We start from the raw sequence: 20,358 nt of genomic DNA on the forward strand, positions 1-20,358 counted from the left end.
ATCCATTCCTATGAAAAAATTCCTCTCCCTTTTGGGATTTGTATCATTCCTGCTGATTGTAGGGATCTTGGTTTTGATTTTTATAAAAAGTCCAAAATACAATGGAGAGGTGAGCCTTCCGGGTCTTTCTCAATCCACCGAAGTCTATTTTGACGAATACGGCATCCCGCACATCTACGCCCAAAATGAATCGGACGCTTATCGCGCTCTAGGCTATATCCACGCTCAAGAGCGGCTTTTCCAATTGGAAATGATGAGAAGAGTGGGTTCGGGAACCTTGGCGGAATTTTTAGGAAAAGATCTCCTGGAAGTCGATCAGTTTTTTCACACACTCGGCATTCCAAAGCACGCCAAAGAAAGTACGGAAACACTGATTGCCCAGGGAACCACTCCTTGGAGAACTGCCTCTGAAGCGTACATCGAAGGAGTCAATGAATTCATAGCCCATGGCAATCTTCCTGTAGAGTATCTCCTTTTGGGTGAAAAACCCAGGCCCTACACGCTGGAAGACATGCACTCCATCGTTGGCTACATGTCATTCACCTTTGCCATGGCTGTAAAGACAGATCCTTTGCTTACCAAAATATCCAGAAACTTTGGGCCTGAATACCTCAATTCTCTTGCAGTAGAAACCCTGCCTGAGCATCATGTGATACCGGTTCACTACCCGGATTCTACAACGAGCATCTCAACAAGTACCTCAACCTTGACCGCTCTATTGGAAAAAATCCCCGTACCCCAATTGCAGGGCTCGAATGCTTGGGTGATTTCCGGTAATCGAACTCAGTCCGAAAAGGTGATCTTCAGCAACGACACGCACATCGGCTTTTCTTCCCCCTCGGTCTGGTTTGAAGCCCATTTGGAATATCCCGGATTCAGCTTTTATGGTAATCATCTCGCTGGAATCCCCTTTGGATTTATGGGAAACAACCGACATCATTCCATTGGATTGACCATGTTTGAAAACGATGATCAGGACTTTTTCGAAGAAAAGCTGAATCCCGAAAATCCAAATGAAATCCTGATCGGCGAAGAAGCTTTTCCCATCCAAACCCGAAAGGAAATCATCCGAGTCAAAGGACAAGACCCTGTAGAATGGGAAATCCGAGAAACCCCTCATGGTCCCATCATCAATCCGGTAGTCAAGGAAATTGCGGACCTGACCTCCAATCCTGTCTCATCTTGGTGGGTCTATCTGCTCGAACCAGCCAAGAGTTTTGAAGCAGTTTACAAAATGAATCATGCCCAATCTATTACAGAAGTAGCAGAGGCGGTTGCCTTGATTCATGCTCCCGGACTGAATATCATGTATGGAGATGCTGAGGGAAACATCGCCTGGTGGGCGGCTGCAAAGCTTCCGATTCGTGGAAAAAAAGCCCATTCCAAGATTATTGCGGATGGTTCCGATCCCGAAACCCAGCCAAAAGGTTGGTATCCTTTCGAAGAAAACCCCAAAAGCATCAACCCTCCCAGTGGGTTTGTAGCTTCTGCAAACAATCAACCCGATTCTACCAGAGGAGGTCATTTATTTCCCGGGTATTATTTTCCGGGGGAAAGATGGAACCGGATCGCAAAAACCATTTCTTCCCGAAGCGATTGGGATGTAAAATCCCTCCAAAGCTTACAATTGGAAACGATCAATGAGGTATTTCCCCAAATCGCCCAATTTATGCTCGCTGAGGTCAATAGAGAGGACTTTGAGGAATTTGCTGAAGCTTTGGAAAGGTTAGAAACTTGGGATGGAGACCATCAAATCAAAAAGACCGAGCCCACCCTTTTCTACAAATGGCTGCTCCATACCTGGAGATTGGCTATGGAAGATGAGCTGGGAAAAGAGGGCTTCGAGGCATTTCTTCAGACCTTTATCATGGTCAACAGCAACCGACATTTCATCACTAAAGAAGACAATCCCTGGTGGGACAAGCAAGATACCCCGGAGAAGGAAACCCGTGAGGATATCATCAGGGAAGCCTTGTCCCTTTCCTTGAATGAGCTTTCCCAACAGCTGGGAAATAACCCCAAAGAATGGAATTGGGAAAAAGTGGTGAATCTGGTGCACCCTCATCCTCTGGGAAGCCAAAAGCCCTTGGATAAATTATTCAACGTACAAGCTGGCCCAATCGCCGGAAACGAGGAAGCCGTAAACAAGCTGACCCTAAAACCTATGCCCGATGGCACTTATCAGGTAGTAGCAGGCCCTGCCATCCGAATTATGTTGGACTTTGGAGATTTGGAAAATTCTGTTTCAGTTTTGCCCACCGGCAATAGCGGCAACCGATTCAGCAAGCACTATGCAGACCAAAAAGAGCTTTTTGTGAAAGGGAAGTATCGACCGCAAGAAATGAATGAAGCGAGGATCAAAGAGCGGTCAGAAAATAAATTGATTTTAAACCCTGCTGACTAGAGGAGAGTTATTGAATCAGTGAGATTATAAATTATTGAAATGGGAATTTTTGATAGAAATAAAAGTAAAAAAGATCCAAAGGCTTACCCTGTTCAAAAGCCTGAAGAAGAGTGGCAGGAGATTTTAGATCCACATTCCTATCATGTCCTTCGGGAAAAAGGCACCGAAAGACCATTTACCGGACAGTACTACCTGAACAAGGACACCGGTATCTACGAGTGCAAAGCCTGCGGAAATGAGATTTTTCACTCTTCCAAAAAGTACGACAGCGGCTGTGGATGGCCAAGTTTTACCGAGCCCATTCGGCCTGAGGCCATCGATGTGCAGATGGACTACAGCCACTTTATGATCCGGGAAGAGATTCTTTGTGGTAATTGCGGAGGACATCTGGGGCACCGCTTCCCTGACGGACCAAAAGACCAAGGAGGAATCCGCTACTGCATCAATTCGGTCAGTATGGATTTCAAAAAAGAGGACGAAAAAGCTTAAAATTTCTCTTCAATCCCTAAGCCAAACAAGGCGAAATCGTACTTCACGGGATCTTGAGGATCAAACTCTTTCAATCGCTCGGTCAACTCAAGTGCTGTAAACCAGTCGGTCTGCTTTCTCTGGATCAGGCCCAATTTCCTCGCCACACGATCCACATGGAGGTCGCAGGGACAAATGAGTTGAGAGGGTTGGATTTTATTCCAAATCCCGAAATCCACTCCTTTGTCATCCTTTCTTACCATCCAGCGAAGAAACATGTTGATCCTCTTACAGGCCGCTTTTCGGGCTGGGGTAGCGATATGCTTTCGTGTACGTGAAGGTGCATCCGGTAAGCTGAAGAAGAATTCATGAAATCGGACCAGCATACTTTCCATAGCATCCTCCCGATTGGTTTGTCCGATCAAGAAGGCCTCTTCCAAACTGGGATGGTTTCGATAGTACCAAGCCAAAAAATGAATGAAGTAAAGCGTATCCGTCGCATTGAAGGTTCGGTGCTTAAAACTCAAAAACGGCTTTAAATCGCTTTCCTGATGGTTTTTCAAAAAGTCATGGGGTGCATGGTCCATCATCTGGAAAAGCTCATTGCACTTATTGATGATGGTTTTTCTTTGTCCCCAAGCCAAAATCGCCGCAAAAAAGCCGGTGATTTCAATATCCTCTTTTTTAGAATATTGATGGGGTATAGAAATGGGATCATTGGGAATGAAGCCCGGCTGATTGTATTGGATGTATTTTTCCTCCAAAAAATCTTTTAGGGAATTCATGCGATCAAAGGGCCACTTTCACTTCTCCACCCTGAGCCCCATCAAACCATTTGAAGGAAAGCTCATTCTCAGCTTTCTCTGACACATGCCAATCAAAGGACTTAATCTGAGTAAGGGAGCGAAGAGAATCCTCATCGGGATCGTACAGGCAAATGTCAAAATCTGGCATATTCTTGGAGTCCAGCGTATTCCATTTCTCCAAGATAAACCCCTCCTCGATCACTCTTATTTTATTGCCAAAGACATAATCAGTAAGCACAGAAGGCACTCCGTCTTTTCTCCTAAGTCTAAATCCTGAAGGCCCAAACAAGATCTGCTTGCAAAGCTTAGCTTCCAAAAGCTCGTTGGAATGGGGTAATGTTTCCCACTCGGACTCTTTAATCACCACTTTTTTTCCCTCAGGTTTGATACTGGCCAAAAGCTGAGAAAGCTTGGAAAACACGAAGGTCAAGCCAATAAAGAGCAAACCAAAACTGGCCAAAATCGGATAGGAAATGATAAAAATCGCATTCCAGATAAATCTGAATAGGTGATGAAAGAAGAGTTGGACTTTGCTCATGGGGTAATATGGAGCCGTAAAGGTACCGCTGTTAGACTAGAATCCCAAAGTGATAATGATCAGCTTTAGCCCTTAGATACTTAAAGACGGGAAAACCGGAAAGGATCAAATATCAATTGAATTGGATAAAACTTGAGAATGGATTTTCCTATCAAATAAAAAAGCCTTCACAAGGAAGGCTATACTAATTAAGCTATGTAAATTTTAGTACAATACTTCAACCGGAAAACGATTATTAACCGCTCTCAACTGATCGTAGGCAGCTTGGGATAGTTTGATTACCAGTTTGGAATTGTCGCCTGTCTCAGGTAGAGTACCTACCACTCGGGCGAAAATGGTCACATCATTTTCTTCATTCTTCACACGCATGATGCTTCCCACAGGAGCAGTACGGTGCAAAACCAAATACTTTTTATGTCCTCCGGTACCTTCGATCACTTCAGCCTGTCCGTTTTCCTTGATATTTTTAAATCCTCCGGAAGTATATTCGATCGTATTTTCCTCTCTCATCTCGGCTGTGGAGACGGCCATCTTCGGCTCTCCGATTACAGGTACAGTAGATGGTCCTTCTGGAGCTCTCCCAACTTTAATGCTTTGCCCAACCCGAAGGTTATTGGAAGTCAACCCATTCCACCGAATCAAATCTTCTACACTGGAATTGTATTGATTAGATAGAGAAAATAGTGTTTCCCCTGACTTTACAGTGTGAGAAATCCACTCTCCCGGTACGATGGGAGTAGAAGTAAGGGTGTTGGATACGGTTACGGTGGAAGTTGTTTTAGTAGGCTCAGACTTTGGAGAAGGTGTTTCTTTTCTTGGTTCTTCTTTCTTAGGAGTGGGCTCTGGCTTGGGAGTTTCTTTTGGAGCGGAAGTTGGAACGGAGGCAGTGGTGGTTACAGCCAAAGTCGGATTGACAGCTACTGCCGGAGAGGGAGCAGTCTCCTTAACCACCAAGGCCTGTCCCACGCTCAGGTCATTTCCCAGAAGTTTGTTCCATTGCTTCAAAGAATCTACCGTTACTCCATATTTTTTCGAAATGGAGAAAAGAGTTTCTCCCGGAGCGACTTTGTGAAGGGAATTTCCATCAGGCAGCTTTGCCGCAGTGATATAAGGTATCCGGATAGTTTGACCTGCTTTCAATCCCTGCTTGAGTGATTCATTGGCATTTTGGATTTCTCCGACTGAAGCTTGGTATTTTCTGGAAATGGAAAAAAGAGTCTCCCCACCGGTTACTTGATGAAGGATAAAAGTTTTGTCTCCTACCCGCTCCACGCCTACAGAATCTCCCAAGGTCAATCCCTTGGCATGAGATTCTTGAAAAGAAATTAGGAAAGCAAAAAAGGTGAATATCAGAAGAGTTTTGCCAGAGAAGAAAGTGGTATTCATGGGTCGTAATTATTTTTAGAACAAATTCAGGATTAATCCTGTACTATTTTTAGGCAATAATTATGCTAAAAATCACTTCCAAACCACTAAAGAATAAAAGTCATTCCTAGTGATTTGTCTGATAGCTTAGTATCTTTTCTTTCTCTTATTCCAATTATGAATCTAAAACGACTATCTCTTATTCTTTTTTTCGGACTCTTTTCGGCATTTGCTTTTTCTCAGGAAAAAATAGAAAAGGTCTACACCTTCAAAATCGATAAGGACATCGATCCTGCGATGAACCGTCGGGTAAAAATGGCCTTGGACGAAGCCAAAGAAAAAGGTGCGGACCTGGTCCTGATCGAAATGGATACCTATGGAGGAGAGGTCACAGATGCCGATGAAATCCGAACCCGGATTTTGGAGTCAGAGATTCCCGTCTATGTGTTTATCAATAAGGATGCAGCTTCTGCAGGAGCCTTGATTTCCATTGCCTGCGACAGCATCTACATGGCACCCGGGGCTAGCATTGGTGCAGCGACAGTCGTCAACGGAGTCGATGGTGCAGCGGCACCGGACAAATACCAATCCTACATGCGGTCCATGATGCGCAGCACTGCCGAGGCCAAGGGAAGAGACCCGAAAATCGCAGAAGCCATGGTGGATGAAAAAATTGAGATTGAAGGTGTTTCAGCAGCTGGTTCGGTGATCACTTTTTCCGTTTCAGAAGCCATCAAATATGGATTTTGTGACGGAGAATTTAGCTCCTTGAATGAGATTTTGGAGGCAAAAGGACTAGCTCATGCTGAATTGATTGCTTACGAGGAGAGCTCTACAGAGTCTATCATTTCTTTTTTCCTGAGTCCGGCTATCAGCGGAATTCTGATCCTGATTATCATAGGAGGCATTTATTTTGAACTTCAAACCCCCGGAGTCGGATTCCCACTTCTGGCAGCCATCATTGCTACCTTGCTCTATTTTATCCCTTACTATCTCAACGGCCTTGCGGACAATTGGGAAATAATTGTCTTTGTGCTTGGGATTATCCTGCTTGGGGTGGAATTATTTGTCATACCCGGCTTTGGCATCTTCGGTGTTCTGGGAATTGTCTTTATTCTTGGCGGATTGGTCTTGGGTATGCTTCCAAATCAAGATTTCAATTTTGATTTTGTACCTGCTTCTGAGCTATTCCTTGCTTTACTAACCGTGATTTTGGCTGCGTTAGCCTCAGTAGGTTTAGTCTTTTGGCTTACGCCAAAGGTCAATCAATGGGGTGCATTCAGCACTATTACCTTGGCAAGCACCCAGGAACGTACTCAGGGCTACACCTCGAGTTTTTATGCAGACAGCTTAAAGGGAAAAACAGGAATCGTCCACAATCGACTTAGGCCAAGCGGCAAAGTAGAAATCGAAGGGGAAATTTACGATGCCTATTCCAGAGGAGAATTTTTGGATCAGGGCGAACCCATCATCGTTATTTCCACAGAAGGAACCAGCCTAAAAGTCAAAAAATGGGAAGGCTAAAGGCGGGATTTTGATAAGTTTGTGGCATGAATCCATTCCAGTCTGTCTACCAACTGATAGGAGAAGAAAAAATCAGGGAACTCACCGCATACTTTTATCAGGAGGTTGCTGAAAATCAGGAGCTAAGAAGACTTTATCCTGAAAAAGACTTGGCTCCTGCCGAGCGAAGGCTGTTTCTTTTTCTTCTTCAGGTTTTTGGTGGACCTCAGACTTACTCTGAGGAAAGAGGACATCCCCGACTGAGAATGAGGCATTTCAACTGGCAAATTGATGCCAAAATGAGAGACCATTGGCTGAATGCCATGTTTACAGCCCTGGATAAAATCGAACCTGAACAAAATGTGAAGGAATTGATGATGGGGTACTTTATCAAAGTGGCTAATCATATGATCAACCATGAGTAAATTTTTCAGCAGAGTCTATTCTATTTATGCCGCGGTTCTTTTTGTGATCAGTTTCCTGCTGATTTTTCCATTCTTCCTGATCTGCATTTGGGTACCGGGATGGCAAAAATTCGGCAGAAAAATCAACCGCTATTGGGCAAAGGTTTACTTTTCACTGATCTTATTACCCGTTCGATTGGATATCCGTGGCGAAATCAAAAAAAACCAACCCTATATTTTCCTTGCCAATCACTTCAGCTATCTCGATGTAGCCATGATGGGATTTATCCCCGGGGACGTGCTCTTTGTAGGCAAAGCTTCTATCCGCAAGGCTCCTCTTTTTGGCTACTATTTCAAAAAATTACATATCGCAGTGGACCGAAGCCGGGTCAAAAGCAGGGCTGAAACCATGCGGAGAGCAGGTGAAGCTTTGGATCGGGGAAGTGGTATCGTTTTGTTTCCTGAAGGTGGAATTTATACCCAAAATCCACCCCACATGGTTCCCTTCAAGTATGGGGCCTTTCGGCTGGCAATTGAGAAACAAATACCCATCATCCCTGTCACCTTATCCTATAATCATCTAATTTTGCCTGAGGACGGGAAATTTCTTCTGCATTGGAAGCCTGCCAAAATGGTCCTCCATGAAGCGCTCGATCCCAAAAATTTTACCACAGAGTATGAGCTTTCTGAGCACTGCTATCAAATCATACAAGAACAGCTCAATCTCGATAATCCTCCTAAAAAGTCCCTAAAAACCAGCGAGACGTGAAAATAGATAAAGAAACTATCAAGAAAATAGCCCATCTGGCACGACTGGAATTTGACGAAAGCTCTGCGGAGAAAATGTCAAAAGACATGTCTCAGATTCTCGATTGGGTAGAACAATTAAACGAAGTAGATACCGAAGGAGTGGAGCCTCTCACCACGATGTCTTCCGAAGTCAATGTCATGCGGGAAGACAAAGTCGGACCGCATCTTTCCCACGAGGAAGCGCTGAAAAATGCCCCACAAAGGGACTCTGATTACTTCCGTGTACCCAAGGTTTTGGAAACCAATGAGTAAGAATTTGGATACAAAGAAATCTTTATTGCGAATTCCAGCCCTTCTGCTTCTTGTGGCGGCAGGGCTTTTTGCCGTTTGGGGTTTGGCCAATGATGAAGGGTTTTACCGGGAGGTTTTACCAGCCGGTTTTTTGGACACGGTGGAAATCCCTTTTCACACGCAGTCTTTTGGTGATCTAAAGCTTCCGATCTACTTGGATAATTACCTTATATTTCAAGAGTTTAAAGCTTTACCAGGCCCTTTTGAAATAGCTGAAAGCAAAGCCTTCGGCCTGTTGGTGTTTCTGGTTTCGGTTTTGGCTTTGGCAGGATTCAGCCATTTCAAAAAACTTCCCTTTTTAGGAGCTGGCTTGGGTTGGATTGTTCTCCTTACGCTGACTAATGTCAATGGACTGAATATCGGTGCACCCAGTTCCAATAGTTCCTTGATTGTGATGATCATTGGTTCCTTAGTCCCCACCTTGATCTTTCATATATGGTTGGATCGGGTTGCTTTCCTAGTTCGAAGCTTAGTGATAGGTATGAGCTTTGGAACATCTATCGGGATACTCATTTTTTTGAGTCCTATTTCTGATCCTGCATTGTACTTGGCGGAGCATTCCTTAGTCCCTGCCCTGATTTTTGCCATTGCTTGGCTTTTTTGGCAGGGACATGCAGTGATTTCCGGTCTTTACGTCTTGCTTGCTCGAATCAACACGAATTTAAACACCAAAATATCGGTTCAGATATCCATCTTGGCTTTCGTCTATTTTGGTATTTTGGTAGGCCAGCTTGCGGATTTGAGAGGAACGGTCTCCCTGCCTTTTCATCCCTTTTCTCCGCTTTGGATTGTGTTTCCAATCGGGATCCTAGGATGGTTTTCCACCCGGGAAAAGCTACAGCAGTCTGAGGACCTGGCAGCCCAACCGACAATTCTCAAAACCCTCTATTTCTTGGGCTTAGGCCTTATCTTTTGGCTGATCTGGAAGGTAAGATTTGCAGGAAATCAACCTGCAGAAGAGCTTCTTAAGCATGTTTTGACCTATACTCAGGCAGGATTTACCCTGTTTTTCATGGTTTACCTGATGAGCAACTTTCTTGGGGTGATGAATTCCGGAAAGGCCGTGCAGCGCATTTTATTCAAGCCCTTTTCTCTTCCCTATTATCACCTCAGGGTTGGAGGTTTGATTGCGATATTGGTCATCATGGTCTATATGGAAGCTGTGGTGGCTGCTCAATTCAATTCCCTGACTAGTAATATTTTGGGAGATTATTACTATCAGACCGAGCAGAAGCTGGAAGCCAGCATTCTCTATGAAAACAGCTGGGATACCTACCGCAAAAATCCCAAAGCCAAGTTTCTCACTGCCCAGCTTCTCTTTGATTTGAACCAACCCAGTCTGGCGAAGGAACATCTGGAGCAAAGCTTTTCCGAAGTTCCTCAGGTGGACAATATCCTTTTGCTTTGTGAAAGGCTCAATAGAGAAAACAAGCCCTTTGAGGTAATTTTTTACCTGGAAAACGGATTGAAAAAATTCCCCGACAATCCCTACTTGGTAAATAATCTTGCTCTCTACTATACGCTTACCCAGCAAACGGAAAAAGCAGAAAAGCTACTAGAAGGAAATTCTTCCGATAATCCAGTCACCGAGGCCAACCGAATTGCACTACAAACTAAGCTGAATAAGGAAATCCTTAATCCCGAAGAAAAGGGCGATTTGATCTCCCAAATCAATGCACTAGCCGCCATCCGAAAAAGCGGAAAAATGCCGGAAGAGGACTTGATTAAATCTATTCGGCAGAATCTAGAGAAGGAGACCTCTCCCCTGCTTATTCATGCAGGATGGAGGAATTTGGTAACCCAAAAGACTACAGCCGATCCGATTCAAGATCTTGCGCTATTGGATTCCCTGACCAAAAAGGAAGAGTTTTTGGATTACTTCTTTGACCTTCAGGAGACAGCCTGTCTTCGTAGTCTGGCGGCTGACAGAATCATGGAAGCGGTAAAAAACCTGAATGGCTTGGCTTTCCGAAATCCAGGTGATGCGGCTTATTACCTTCAGCTTACAGCGATGATTCAAGCCCAAAATCTGGATTTTGTCAAGGCTGCCAAGGATTTGATCGTAGCTGAAGAAAAAGGTTTTCAAGCTTTTGCTCCCCATCATCTGAAGATTCTAAAGTATGGAAGGCAAGAGGCCCTAGCCGATTCCATCAGCCGTCAATTTAAGATTGCTGAAGATCTCCTTTCCGCTGAATATGAATCCACTCTTCCCAACTTCAATGAGTGGCTTCCAGAAAAAGCTTGGGAAATGTGGAGAGCCATAGCCGATCCATCATTGAAAAAGGACTTATCGATCCGCCTCCTTTCCCAAAAGACCCACGGCCTAAAAAGAGCCCAAATTCAGGAACTGGGCAGCTATTTCCAGGAAAATGCAGAGAATGCAGAATCCTTGCAAGCTTTCTTGGCCAATCCGGATTGGGCTAATGCAGAAGCGTTGAGCTCCTTGATGAAATTTCTAAATGCCGGAGAAGACTTGGCTGCGAATCCCTATTTCACTCCTTTGGTTTTGAGTGCAGCTGATCGGATTCCTGACCCGCTCAGTCAATATGAAATTTTGCAGGCTAGCAGTGAATTTAACAGAGATCCTTTGCTCTGGATGAGGAAAGTTCAAGCTGCAAAAAGACTCGGATTGGACCATTATGCCGCTGCTGCCATACAGGAGATGAGTGGCTGGATGACATGGGATGAAATAGAAAAACTTCAAATGGCTAACTATTAGCCGATTTTCCCGTAATTTGAGCAATTGGTAAAATAAAACGAAACCTAAACCACTAACCTAAACTAACACTTGCATCATGAGCAGAGTCATTGAAACCCACGAAATCAACAAAACCTACAAAATGGGCTCCGAAATCATTCAAGCCCTTAAATCTGTGAGTATTAGCGTAGAGCGTGGAGAATATGTTGCCTTCATGGGGCCTTCTGGATCTGGAAAATCAACGCTGATGAATATCATTGGATGCTTAGACTCCCCTACTTCAGGAACCTACATTTTGGCTGGTAAAGACGTGAGTGACATGAGTGAAAATGAGCTCGCTGATATCAGAAATAAGGAAATAGGCTTCGTTTTTCAGACTTTCAACCTTTTACCCCGAGCCACTTGCCTTGAAAATGTAGCTTTACCTCTGGTCTATGCGGGATATAGCCGGGCAGAGCGGGAAGAAATGGCATTCAAAGCATTGGAAAATGTGGGACTTGGCGATCGAACCAAGCACCGTCCCAATGAACTCTCGGGTGGTCAGCGCCAAAGAGTGGCCATTGCACGGGCTTTGGTAAACAATCCCAGTATCATCCTTGCCGATGAACCTACCGGTAACTTGGACTCCAAAACATCTTATGATATCATGGAGCTTTTTCATGAGCTTCATTCCAAAGGCAACACCATCATCATGGTAACTCACGAGGATGATATCGCCCACTATGCCCACCGCATAGTCCGACTCAGAGATGGCTTGGTGGAGTCAGACAAAATAAACCCCAATCCTACCCGAGGAATGGCCGTTCATGCCTGATTTTCCCAGAGAAATCGAATTAGAATGCTATTTTTGCCTGAGTTAGAAATGCGGCTGAAATGAAAATTTATACCAAAACCGGTGACGAAGGCATCACTTCCCTCCTGGGTGGATTGAGAGTTCCAAAATCTGATCTTAGGATCGATGCATACGGGACAGTAGACGAGTTAAATTCTTACCTAGGATTACTTCGAGATCAGGAAGTCAATGGAAAGAGAGCTGATTTTCTAAAAGAGATTCAGGACAGACTTTTCACTCTTGGGGCTGATTTGGCCACGGTACCCGGCAAGGATAAAGTAAAAAAGCCTGACCTTCATGTGGAAGACATCGAACAGCTGGAGCTGGAAATGGATCGAATGGATCTTGAGCTTCCACCTCTGACGGCATTCATTCTTCCCGGAGGTCATCAATCCGTCTCTTTTTGCCATTTGGCAAGAACAGTATGCCGAAGAACAGAACGAATCGTGGTAGAACTTGCCTCCTATGAGCAAGTCAATCCCCTGGTGATTCAATATCTCAACCGCCTTTCTGATTATCTATTTGTACTAGGCAGAAAAATGGCAGCAGAACTGGAAGTGGATGAAGTGACTTGGAAACCAAGGTCCTAATTCTTTCTCCCAATTCTTTCAAAATATATTGACCTGGGTTTCCAAACCCAAAAACAACTTGAGTATGAAAACTTCATTAGCTATTCCGGTAACCCAAATCGAGAAGTCCCGATTGTCGGAAATCGATTTTTCAAACTTGGCCTTCGGGCGAGTGATTTCAGACCACATGTTTGTGGCCGATTACAAAGACGGAGAATGGACCGACCTTCGCATCGAACCATATGCTCCCCTGGAATTGAGCCCTGCCAATGCAGCATTACATTACGGTCAATCCATTTTTGAAGGCTTGAAGGCGTACCGAAACGACAAGGGAGAAGTCCTGATATTCCGTGCTGATGCCAATGCCAGAAGAATGAATGAATCCGCAGCAAGAATGTGTATGCCGGCATTGCCAGAGGAAATCTTCATGGAAGGACTTGCCCAGCTGATTGACTTGGACAAAGCTTGGGTTCCTTCTGCGAAAGGTTCCAGCTTGTATATCCGTCCATTCATGTTTGCCATGGATAATTACATCGGAGTCAAGCCTTCAGACACATACAAATTCATCATTTTCACCTGCCCTGTGGGCGCTTACTACAGCAAGCCTGTCAATGTGAAAGTAGAAACCTACTGGACTCGGGCGACTGAAGGCGGAACCGGTGCTGCAAAGACAGCCGGTAATTATGCGGCTTCCCTCTACCCTGCTCTTCAAGCTCAAAAAGAAGGGTTTGATCAGTTGCTTTGGACAGATGGCAAATCCCACAGCAAAATCGAGGAGAGCGGTACCATGAATGTGATGTTCAAAATCAATGGTAAGCTAATCACCGCTCCCACCAATACGGGAACCATTCTGAAAGGAATCACGAGAGATTCTGTTATTCAGTTGGCAAAAGACTGGTCAGAACCATTGGAAGAGCGCTTTTTGAATGTGAGTGAGCTTCAGGAAGCACTGGAAAATGGTACCTTGGAAGAAGCCTTTGGTGTGGGAACTGCCGCCACCATTGCCCATATTGCCAAGATTCAAGTCAATGGAAAAACCTACACGCTACCTGAAAAAAGCAGTGAAGCCTTCTCCAATCGAATTTTGAGAGAGTTGGACGGAATTAAATATGGAGAAATCAGCGATCCTCACAGCTGGATTATCAAAATCTAAACTTCAAAGGCTGAGTTTTGGAAAAAGAGAAATCATTTTCTCAAGTCCGAACTCAGCCTTTTCTTTTACCCACCCATGAAAGCACGGCTTTTCTTCCTCTCGATCTTTTTCATTTCTACCTTGGGTTTTGCTCAGACCCCTTCTAAGGATTTTGTTTTGCTCAAGCGAGGAAGTAATCAAAAAAGCCAAATCCGGTTTTATCCCGGAGAAACCATTACCTACAAAAGCAAAAAGCTGGGCTATTTTATCACGGATAAAATCGAAAGACTGGATAATGATTTTATTTTCCTCACCGAAAACATCATCAGCCCAAACGACATTGAAGCCATTGACATCAGGCAAAAAGACAAGAGAAATCGAACCTTGAGAAACTTAACTGCCTTGTTTTTAGGGTCTGGAGTACTTCTATTCTCTGTTGAAACGATCAATAGTATTTACCAAGATGAGGTCTTTGAAATTGATTCGGGGGTAGCTACTCTATCAGCAGTTTTGGTAGGGACGGGCTTGGCTATGATTCCTTTACGCTACAAGACCTTCAAAAATCAAGGGGACAACAGGATTCAAATTATCATTATGCGCATGGATTAATCCGGCTTTGCTGGCATATGCCCGATTTTTTTCAGACTTTTGCAACCGAAATTTTAACTTAGACAGATGACTTCAGAACAACTGAAAGACTTGAAAGCCCGCACTTCGGCTTTGAGGAGGTATCTTTGACTACGATCGGAAGAAATTAGAAATCCAAGATCTAGAGGCCGTTTCGGCCCAGCCTGACTTTTGGAACAACCCAGAAGAGGCAGAAAAAACCATGAAACAAATCCAGGCCAGAAAGACCTGGACCAGCGATTTCGAAAACCTGGACAAGACCATCCAAGACTTGGAAGTATTGTATGACTTCTACAGCATGGAGGAGGTAAGTGAGGAAGAAATCAAGGCAGAGTACACCAAGGCAAAATCTGCCGTAGAAGAGCTCGAACTCAAAAAGATGCTTTCTGCTGAGGAAGATCAGCTCAATGCCGTGCTGGAAATCAACCCCGGAGCGGGAGGTACTGAAAGTAACGATTGGGCTTCCATTCTGATGCGGATGTACATCATGTGGGGAGAGAAAAACGGATACAAAGTCCGTGAGGTTGACGTGCAGCCGGGTGAAGTTGCCGGAATCAAATCCGCCACTCTGGAATTTGAAGGTCCTTTGGCTTATGGCTTCCTGAAATCCGAAACTGGAGTACACCGATTGGTTAGAATCTCTCCTTTTGACTCAGGAGGAAGAAGACATACTTCCTTTGCTTCTGTGTATGCATACCCGGAAGTGGATGATTCGATCGAGATCGAAATCAACCCTGCCGACGTAGAATTGCATACATCCCGATCCGGAGGAGCCGGTGGACAGAACGTAAACAAGGTAGAAACCAAGGTGCAGCTGACGCACAAACCAACAGGAATCGTGGTGGTCTGCCAAGTAGAGCGCTCCCAGCTTGCCAACAGGGAAAAAGCCATGCAAATGCTTAAATCCCGTCTCTATCAGATGGAATTGGAAAAGCGAAATGCTGAAATCGCCAAAATTGAGTCATCCAAGCTCAGAGTAGACTTTGGCTCCCAAATCCGGAACTATGTCCTTCATCCTTACAAGCTGGTGAAAGACAACCGGACCGGTCATGAAACTTCAGATGCGCAAAGTGTTTTGGATGGTGGCTTAAATGAATTTATGAAAGCCTTCCTCCTTGCCCAAAGCGAAGAAGAAGCCAATAAAGAGTAAAAAACAAAGGCCGGAGATTTTCCGGCCTTTGTTGCTTTTATTTTCAGATGACCCTGAAGGTCAATTGTAAATATCCTTCCTATGACCAAGGGCAATGATATCAACTATCAAATCACTATCAAAAATCTCGTATATAATTCGATAATCCCCGACACGAATCCGGTAACCATCCCGACCCTTTAACTTCTTACACCCTGATGGTCTAGGTTCCTCGGAAAGGTTTGCAATTGCACTAAGAATGGGTTTAGCCTTTAGATTATCTAATTTATCCAAGTCCTTCTTTGCCCTTCGAGAAAGAAAAACTCTGTATTTAGGCATTTTTGTTTTTTCTGGATTCAAGGTATTCATCCAAGGATAATCTTTCTCCCGTATCCTCTTTTTTGGCTTCATCAAAAAGACGGATATCCTCCAACTCTTCCAATTCTTCCAGAATCGCATCAAATTCTTCGATTGGTAAAACCACCAAAGCCTTTTCCCCTTTTTCATTCTTGATAAATTGAGGATTTAAAGTTTTCATACCCTTCTGTTTTTTATTCAGGATTAGTCTTTTTTTAGCACAAGAAGATTCAAAATCGAAAACTATGAAGCTAAATGCTTTTCAATTTTATAGGTTGCTCAATGGAGTGAACTTTATACAACCTTAATAGACCGACCTATTTTTTCATTAATTTATTTGAAAGGCAACTAAAATACAATGATCATTTTCAGATTAGTGTTTCTTTAATTCCCCTGGGAGATAAAATTTCAACTGGCAATAGAAGAAACAAGTTCTAATTGGATTTAAATCGTTTTGTCCTGACTTTTGTGCAAATGCGGCTTACTCCCTCCTTTTTCACATTTGATTTTTTCCTGCTTTGCCTCAGCAACTTCCTGTTTTTTTCCTCTTTCAATATGATTATCCCCGAACTGCCAGCTTATCTGAGCTCTTTAGGAGGGGAAGATTACAAAGGGTTGATTATTGCACTCTTTACGCTCTCAGCTGGACTTTCCAGACCCTTCAGTGGAAAATTGGCGGATAAAGTCGGCCGGATTCCTGTGATGATGTTTGGGGCATCAGTCTGCTTTGTGGTGGGCCTGTTGTATCCCCTTCTCACCTTTGTTTCAGGATTTCTGTTTCTCCGATTTGCACACGGATTTTCGGCAGGATTTACCCCAACAGGTGCTTCTGCCTACGTAGCTGATATTGTTCCTTTTCAAAAAAGAGGGGAAGCCATGGGAATCCAATCTCTTTTTGGCTCCCTAGGAATGGCAGCAGGACCCGCTGTAGGAGGATGGTTAGCCGGATTTTGGAGCATAGATTGGATTTTCTACTGCTCGGCTTTCACTGCCATCTTTTCTATTTTGATTCTCATCAAGCTAAAAGAAACTTTAGAGGAAAGAGAAAAGCTCTCTGCCCGTCTTTTCAAACTGAATAAAGAAGAAATCATAGAAACACGAGTGCTTCTTCCTTCGGTAGTCCTTTTTTTATCCGTTTTTTCGTTTGGAGTGGTTTTGACCATCATTCCAGATTTTTCCACTCACTTAGGAATTCAAAATAAAGGGCTGTTTTTTGCTGTTTTCACGCTTTCCAGCTTAGGCATTCGACTTATTGCAGGTCGGACTTCCGACAAATATGGTCGGGTGGTCGTGATGCGTGTGGCCAGCATCTGCATGGTTGCGGCAATGGCAGCTATCGCTTTGGCAGAAAGTAAAACCATTTTGCTGGCTTCAGGAGTGCTCTTTGGAGCAGCTGTAGGGATGTATAGCCCAACTACCACTGCCTGGGTGGTAGACTTGTCATTGGATAAGTATCGGGGCAGGGCCTTGGCTACGATGTATATTTTCTTAGAAAGCGGAATTGGCGTAGGAGCCCTCATTTCCGGGTGGCTCTACTCCAATTCCACTTCTAATTTCAAATTGGTTTTTCTGACTGCAGCAGGCTTTGCTTTTCTATCCTTTCTGATTTTGATCTTCACCAAAAGGGACCGAAAACTCAGTCAATCTCATCAATAGCCCAGGTAATTGCTCACTCTCGGAATAGCCAAAATGGACTTTTGGCGACCATTGTAATAGGTCACCTTTTCCCCATCAAAAAACGCTCCTTCTTCCAGCATAATCCGAACGTCTTTGTTCCACTCCTTGACAAAAACAACGGCATTTAGCTCAATTGCATAACCGGTATTGGCATGAAGAGGAAAATCACCCGCACCGTGGGTGTCACCCTGATTGTCCCACATTCCGATGGTGGGTCCGGCCGAATGCCCATAAAACCCAAGCGGATGGGTATAGATACTTCCGCGAATCCCCTCTGCCTCCATCTGCTGTCGGGAAGCCCGTAAAATCTCATTTCCTGTTCTTCCCTCCACATAATTGGAAGTCAAAATATCCTGAAGGCGATTTCCAACTTTAAAAGCATCCTGCAAATAAGCGGGCACTTCGGTTTCACCCGCCTTTAAAACATAGGCCAGCTCCTGCGTGTCGGTATTGAGTCTCAGGTAGGTGATCCCAAAATCAATATGCAGTAAATCCCCGGGCATAATGACTGCTACATCCGGTCTAACCGCGAATGATCGGTTTGCTTCATTGGAATTCGGGTCAGGTCGCTGAATATCCACGGTAGGATGAAACCAGGTATCCAGCTTCATCTCTTTGATTTTTTCCCTGTAAAACCACACCACATCGTCTGTGGTAGTTACTCCCGGTGTGATTACTCGATCAGATAGTCCCTCTGCAATGATGTAATGGGCCAATTCCTGAATATGCTTATAGGCTGCCATTTCTGAGGCTGTTCTTGTCTCCAGCCAGCGCACAGCCAAAGTCTGGGCAGAGACCACTTTGTCCTTAAAAGCATCAGGTAGCTTTTTCATGAACTCCTCGTAGTCAAAATGGGTCAGTCCATCCGCATGTCCATAGTCTTTGGCATAGTTGAGCCCGATTTTCTTGGGATTTTTTTCTTTAATAATCTCCATCAAGGCATTCCACTGATCAGGCTGAGCTTCTGGATCCCAGGCTTTTTTGAAGGACTTGCCCACATCATATCGGGCTATGGCAAAAGACTCTACTGCGGCATTGGGTGAAGGCTGATACATCACTAGGATGGTTCTTCGTCTCGCAGCATGCCAAGTGGAGGGAAGTAAGGTGCGGATTACAGGATCTTCGTTATACTCCCGGGACATGACAATCCACATATCAATCCCCGTTTCAGTCATGAGGCTGGGAAGGAGATTTCCAATTCTATCTTCCAGCCACTGATCGATGACTCGAGACTGTTCCCTTTGTGTAAGCACAGCAGGCTCTTGGGAAAAAGAAGAAAAAACAAAGCTGACCCAAAGGATCGAAAGAAGCATTAATCTCATAAGAAGGCGGTTTTTCAGCTCCAAGATAAAGGTTTGGAGTGAAAAGGAAAGAAATTATTCCGCCAGTTGGGCCGCAGAAATTGACGAATTCGAGGACTGGATTTTTTTCTTGCTCAGGGAATTGAACCTAAAGAATAAAAGCACTGCGGTGATACTCAGACCAATGAGCAATCCATACCAAATGCCCTTTTCAGCAAATCCAAATTCAAAGGCTAGCACATAGCCTAAAGGTAGACCCAAAACCCAATAGGCCATCAAAGTGACCAAAGTCGGAACTTTCACATCCTCCAATCCCCGCAAAACGCCTAATCCCACTACCTGAACTCCATCACTCAATTGGAATAGACCAGCGATGATCAACAGGGAAGAAGATAATGCAATTACTTCAGGATCATCGATATAAAGCTCAGGTAAAAAGTCCCTAAAAACCACAAATATCACCGCACAGAGAAACATAAAAGCCATCACCAACCCGAAGACTACCATCCCAGCCTCTCTCATTGCCTTGAGATTGCCTTTTCCAATCTGATTACTTACCCGGATCATTCCTGCAGTAGAAAGCCCCGTAGCCATCATATAGCTGATGGATGCCAAATTGAGTGCAATCTGATGTCCGGCAAGGGCATTGACTCCGATCCAACCCATCATAATCGCAGCTGTACCAAATGCGGATACTTCAAAAATATATTGGAATCCAGTGGGAATGCCGATTTTCAGAATTCGGGTAATCATAGGAAAGCTCGCATTGGGATTGCGAAGCTTGAAATGATACTTTTTATACCGGGAAGAAGAAAGAATATATCCTCCCATCATCAGCATCATCAAAACTCTGGAAATTAGAGTAGCCAAGCCTGCCCCATTTAGACCCATGGCAGGCACTCCGAACTTTCCCCAAATGAAAACCCAATTCAAAAATACATTGACCAGGTTACAAAAGATGGTGATATACATCGCCTGTTTGGTCTGGGAAAGTCCCTCTGCCAGCTGCTTGAAAGTCTGGAAGACCATCATGGGCAGCAAGGAGGCTGTGATGATAAACAGGTATGGCAATGCCAAAACCACCACTTCTTCGGGCTGCTCCAGATAGGAAAGCCCTTGGGACAAGCCCAAAATGACCCCAATCAAAAGAATTCCTGCAGTGACATTGATCCAAAGCCCATGACTAAACAGCCTGGATATTCGCTTCAACTTACTTTTGCCATCCGCAATGGAGACCAAGGGAGTGATGCCCATAGATACCCCAATACCAAACATCATGATGACAAAAAAGATACTGTTGGCCAAAGCGGAGGCAGCCAGAGGAACAGGACCTAACTGCCCCACCATCATACTATCAGCCACGCCCACAGCTACCTGCCCCAACTGACTTAGCATCACCGGGTAGGCCAGAATAAAAGTTGTCTTAAAATGATCCTTAATCGTCATA

At 44.4% G+C, this 20,358-nt stretch carries 20 protein-coding genes; 13 read left to right on the top strand and 7 right to left on the bottom strand.

Annotated features, from left to right (window positions below; genetic code table 11):
* Nucleotides 1-10: 10 nt before the first annotated feature.
* Both AAA938_RS16500 and msrB read left to right on the top strand, forming a co-directional pair.
* Nucleotides 11-2,404: a penicillin acylase family protein gene (locus tag AAA938_RS16500; protein WP_338229860.1), complete on the top strand. Its 2,394-nt coding sequence runs from the start codon at nt 11-13 to the stop codon at nt 2,402-2,404.
* A gap of 39 nt (nt 2,405-2,443) precedes the next feature.
* Nucleotides 2,444-2,893 carry a peptide-methionine (R)-S-oxide reductase MsrB gene (gene msrB, locus AAA938_RS16505; RefSeq protein WP_338229861.1) on the top strand — a complete coding sequence of 150 codons (450 nt, stop codon included), beginning with the start codon at nt 2,444-2,446 and terminating at the stop codon, nt 2,891-2,893.
* Here msrB and AAA938_RS16510 read toward each other — a convergent pair.
* From AAA938_RS16510 to AAA938_RS16520, 3 genes are all read right to left on the bottom strand, one after another.
* Nucleotides 2,890-3,657 carry a TIGR02757 family protein gene (locus AAA938_RS16510; RefSeq protein ID WP_338229862.1) on the bottom strand — a complete coding sequence of 256 codons (768 nt, stop codon included), beginning with the start codon at nt 3,655-3,657 and terminating at the stop codon, nt 2,890-2,892. The two genes, msrB and AAA938_RS16510, sit on opposite strands and share 4 nt — an antisense overlap.
* A 4-nt stretch (nt 3,658-3,661) precedes the next feature.
* Nucleotides 3,662-4,216: a hypothetical protein gene (locus AAA938_RS16515; RefSeq protein ID WP_338229863.1), complete on the bottom strand. Its 555-nt coding sequence runs from the start codon at nt 4,214-4,216 to the stop codon at nt 3,662-3,664.
* A 204-nt stretch (nt 4,217-4,420) separates the two neighbouring features.
* On the bottom strand, nt 4,421-5,602 hold the full coding sequence (locus AAA938_RS16520) for a LysM peptidoglycan-binding domain-containing protein (RefSeq protein WP_338229864.1): 1,182 nt from the start codon (nt 5,600-5,602) through the stop codon (nt 4,421-4,423).
* A 156-nt stretch (nt 5,603-5,758) separates the two neighbouring features.
* On the opposite strand from AAA938_RS16520, the gene AAA938_RS16525 reads away from it, so the two are divergent.
* From AAA938_RS16525 to prfB, 10 genes are all read left to right on the top strand, one after another.
* Nucleotides 5,759-7,105, top strand: coding sequence for an NfeD family protein (locus AAA938_RS16525; RefSeq protein ID WP_338229865.1), 1,347 nt, complete (start codon nt 5,759-5,761; stop codon nt 7,103-7,105).
* Nucleotides 7,106-7,131: 26 nt separating this feature from the next.
* Nucleotides 7,132-7,509, top strand: coding sequence for a globin domain-containing protein (locus AAA938_RS16530; protein WP_338229866.1), 378 nt, complete (start codon nt 7,132-7,134; stop codon nt 7,507-7,509).
* Nucleotides 7,502-8,257, top strand: a complete 756-nt coding sequence (locus AAA938_RS16535) for a lysophospholipid acyltransferase family protein (RefSeq protein ID WP_338229867.1) — start codon at nt 7,502-7,504, stop codon at nt 8,255-8,257. Before AAA938_RS16530 ends, AAA938_RS16535 begins: the two co-directional genes overlap by 8 nt.
* Nucleotides 8,254-8,550, top strand: coding sequence for an Asp-tRNA(Asn)/Glu-tRNA(Gln) amidotransferase subunit GatC (gatC, locus tag AAA938_RS16540; protein WP_338229868.1), 297 nt, complete (start codon nt 8,254-8,256; stop codon nt 8,548-8,550). The genes AAA938_RS16535 and gatC overlap by 4 nt, the downstream gene beginning before the upstream one ends.
* Entirely contained in the window at nt 8,543-11,308 is a 2,766-nt protein-coding gene (locus AAA938_RS16545; RefSeq protein ID WP_338229869.1) for a tetratricopeptide repeat protein, read from the top strand. Before gatC ends, AAA938_RS16545 begins: the two co-directional genes overlap by 8 nt.
* Before the next feature lie 76 nt (nt 11,309-11,384).
* Complete coding sequence (locus tag AAA938_RS16550) at nt 11,385-12,101, top strand: ABC transporter ATP-binding protein (protein ID WP_338229870.1); 717 nt, start codon at nt 11,385-11,387, stop codon at nt 12,099-12,101.
* 59 nt (nt 12,102-12,160) lie between these two features.
* Nucleotides 12,161-12,709, top strand: a complete 549-nt coding sequence (locus AAA938_RS16555; protein ID WP_338229871.1) for a cob(I)yrinic acid a,c-diamide adenosyltransferase — start codon at nt 12,161-12,163, stop codon at nt 12,707-12,709.
* Nucleotides 12,710-12,773: 64 nt separating this feature from the next.
* Entirely contained in the window at nt 12,774-13,841 is a 1,068-nt protein-coding gene (locus AAA938_RS16560; protein WP_338229872.1) for a branched-chain amino acid aminotransferase, read from the top strand.
* Between the two features lie 75 nt (nt 13,842-13,916).
* Nucleotides 13,917-14,429 carry a hypothetical protein gene (locus tag AAA938_RS16565; RefSeq protein ID WP_338229873.1) on the top strand — a complete coding sequence of 171 codons (513 nt, stop codon included), beginning with the start codon at nt 13,917-13,919 and terminating at the stop codon, nt 14,427-14,429.
* A gap of 66 nt (nt 14,430-14,495) precedes the next feature.
* Nucleotides 14,496-15,597 (top strand): peptide chain release factor 2 gene (prfB, locus tag AAA938_RS16570; protein ID WP_338229874.1). Its coding sequence is split into 2 segments (ribosomal slippage): nt 14,496-14,555 and nt 14,557-15,597, totalling 1,101 coding nucleotides; the frame shifts between segments, so codons are not numbered across the junction.
* A gap of 60 nt (nt 15,598-15,657) precedes the next feature.
* Here prfB and AAA938_RS16575 read toward each other — a convergent pair.
* Nucleotides 15,658-15,987, bottom strand: coding sequence for a type II toxin-antitoxin system RelE family toxin (locus AAA938_RS16575; RefSeq protein WP_338229875.1), 330 nt, complete (start codon nt 15,985-15,987; stop codon nt 15,658-15,660).
* Nucleotides 15,908-16,114 (bottom strand): hypothetical protein, encoded by a 207-nt coding sequence (locus AAA938_RS16580; RefSeq protein ID WP_338229876.1) that lies wholly within the window; start codon nt 16,112-16,114, stop codon nt 15,908-15,910. Before AAA938_RS16580 ends, AAA938_RS16575 begins: the two co-directional genes overlap by 80 nt.
* 293 nt (nt 16,115-16,407) lie before the next feature.
* Here AAA938_RS16580 and AAA938_RS16585 point away from each other — a divergent pair, with 293 nt between their 5' ends.
* The gene (locus AAA938_RS16585; protein ID WP_338229914.1) at nt 16,408-17,589 is read left to right on the top strand and encodes an MFS transporter; all 1,182 of its coding nucleotides are present in this window, start codon (nt 16,408-16,410) and stop codon (nt 17,587-17,589) included.
* Here the strand turns inward: AAA938_RS16585 and AAA938_RS16590 are convergent.
* Nucleotides 17,583-18,932 carry a M24 family metallopeptidase gene (locus AAA938_RS16590; RefSeq protein WP_420915749.1) on the bottom strand — a complete coding sequence of 450 codons (1,350 nt, stop codon included), beginning with the start codon at nt 18,930-18,932 and terminating at the stop codon, nt 17,583-17,585. The genes AAA938_RS16585 and AAA938_RS16590 overlap by 7 nt on opposite strands.
* Before the next feature lie 54 nt (nt 18,933-18,986).
* Entirely contained in the window at nt 18,987-20,357 is a 1,371-nt protein-coding gene (locus tag AAA938_RS16595) for an MATE family efflux transporter (protein ID WP_338229877.1), read from the bottom strand.
* Nucleotide 20,358: the final 1 nt, after the last annotated feature.

The sequence above is a fragment of the Algoriphagus taiwanensis genome, assembly GCF_036245645.1.
GTDB lineage: Bacteria > Bacteroidota > Bacteroidia > Cytophagales > Cyclobacteriaceae > Algoriphagus > Algoriphagus taiwanensis.

Coding starts and splice junctions, on each gene's coding strand:
- AAA938_RS16500 (WP_338229860.1), top strand. CDS start 11: ATGAAAAAATTCCTCTCCCTTTTGGGATTTGTATCATTCCTGCTGATT.
- msrB (WP_338229861.1), top strand. CDS start 2,444: ATGGGAATTTTTGATAGAAATAAAAGTAAAAAAGATCCAAAGGCTTAC.
- AAA938_RS16510 (WP_338229862.1), bottom strand. CDS start 3,657: ATGAATTCCCTAAAAGATTTTTTGGAGGAAAAATACATCCAATACAAT.
- AAA938_RS16515 (WP_338229863.1), bottom strand. CDS start 4,216: ATGAGCAAAGTCCAACTCTTCTTTCATCACCTATTCAGATTTATCTGG.
- AAA938_RS16520 (WP_338229864.1), bottom strand. CDS start 5,602: ATGAATACCACTTTCTTCTCTGGCAAAACTCTTCTGATATTCACCTTT.
- AAA938_RS16525 (WP_338229865.1), top strand. CDS start 5,759: ATGAATCTAAAACGACTATCTCTTATTCTTTTTTTCGGACTCTTTTCG.
- AAA938_RS16530 (WP_338229866.1), top strand. CDS start 7,132: ATGAATCCATTCCAGTCTGTCTACCAACTGATAGGAGAAGAAAAAATC.
- AAA938_RS16535 (WP_338229867.1), top strand. CDS start 7,502: ATGAGTAAATTTTTCAGCAGAGTCTATTCTATTTATGCCGCGGTTCTT.
- AAA938_RS16545 (WP_338229869.1), top strand. CDS start 8,543: ATGAGTAAGAATTTGGATACAAAGAAATCTTTATTGCGAATTCCAGCC.
- AAA938_RS16550 (WP_338229870.1), top strand. CDS start 11,385: ATGAGCAGAGTCATTGAAACCCACGAAATCAACAAAACCTACAAAATG.
- AAA938_RS16555 (WP_338229871.1), top strand. CDS start 12,161: ATGAAAATTTATACCAAAACCGGTGACGAAGGCATCACTTCCCTCCTG.
- AAA938_RS16560 (WP_338229872.1), top strand. CDS start 12,774: ATGAAAACTTCATTAGCTATTCCGGTAACCCAAATCGAGAAGTCCCGA.
- AAA938_RS16565 (WP_338229873.1), top strand. CDS start 13,917: ATGAAAGCACGGCTTTTCTTCCTCTCGATCTTTTTCATTTCTACCTTG.
- AAA938_RS16575 (WP_338229875.1), bottom strand. CDS start 15,987: ATGAAGCCAAAAAAGAGGATACGGGAGAAAGATTATCCTTGGATGAAT.
- AAA938_RS16580 (WP_338229876.1), bottom strand. CDS start 16,114: ATGAAAACTTTAAATCCTCAATTTATCAAGAATGAAAAAGGGGAAAAG.
- AAA938_RS16585 (WP_338229914.1), top strand. CDS start 16,408: ATGCGGCTTACTCCCTCCTTTTTCACATTTGATTTTTTCCTGCTTTGC.
- AAA938_RS16590 (WP_420915749.1), bottom strand. CDS start 18,932: ATGAGATTAATGCTTCTTTCGATCCTTTGGGTCAGCTTTGTTTTTTCT.
- AAA938_RS16595 (WP_338229877.1), bottom strand. CDS start 20,357: ATGACGATTAAGGATCATTTTAAGACAACTTTTATTCTGGCCTACCCG.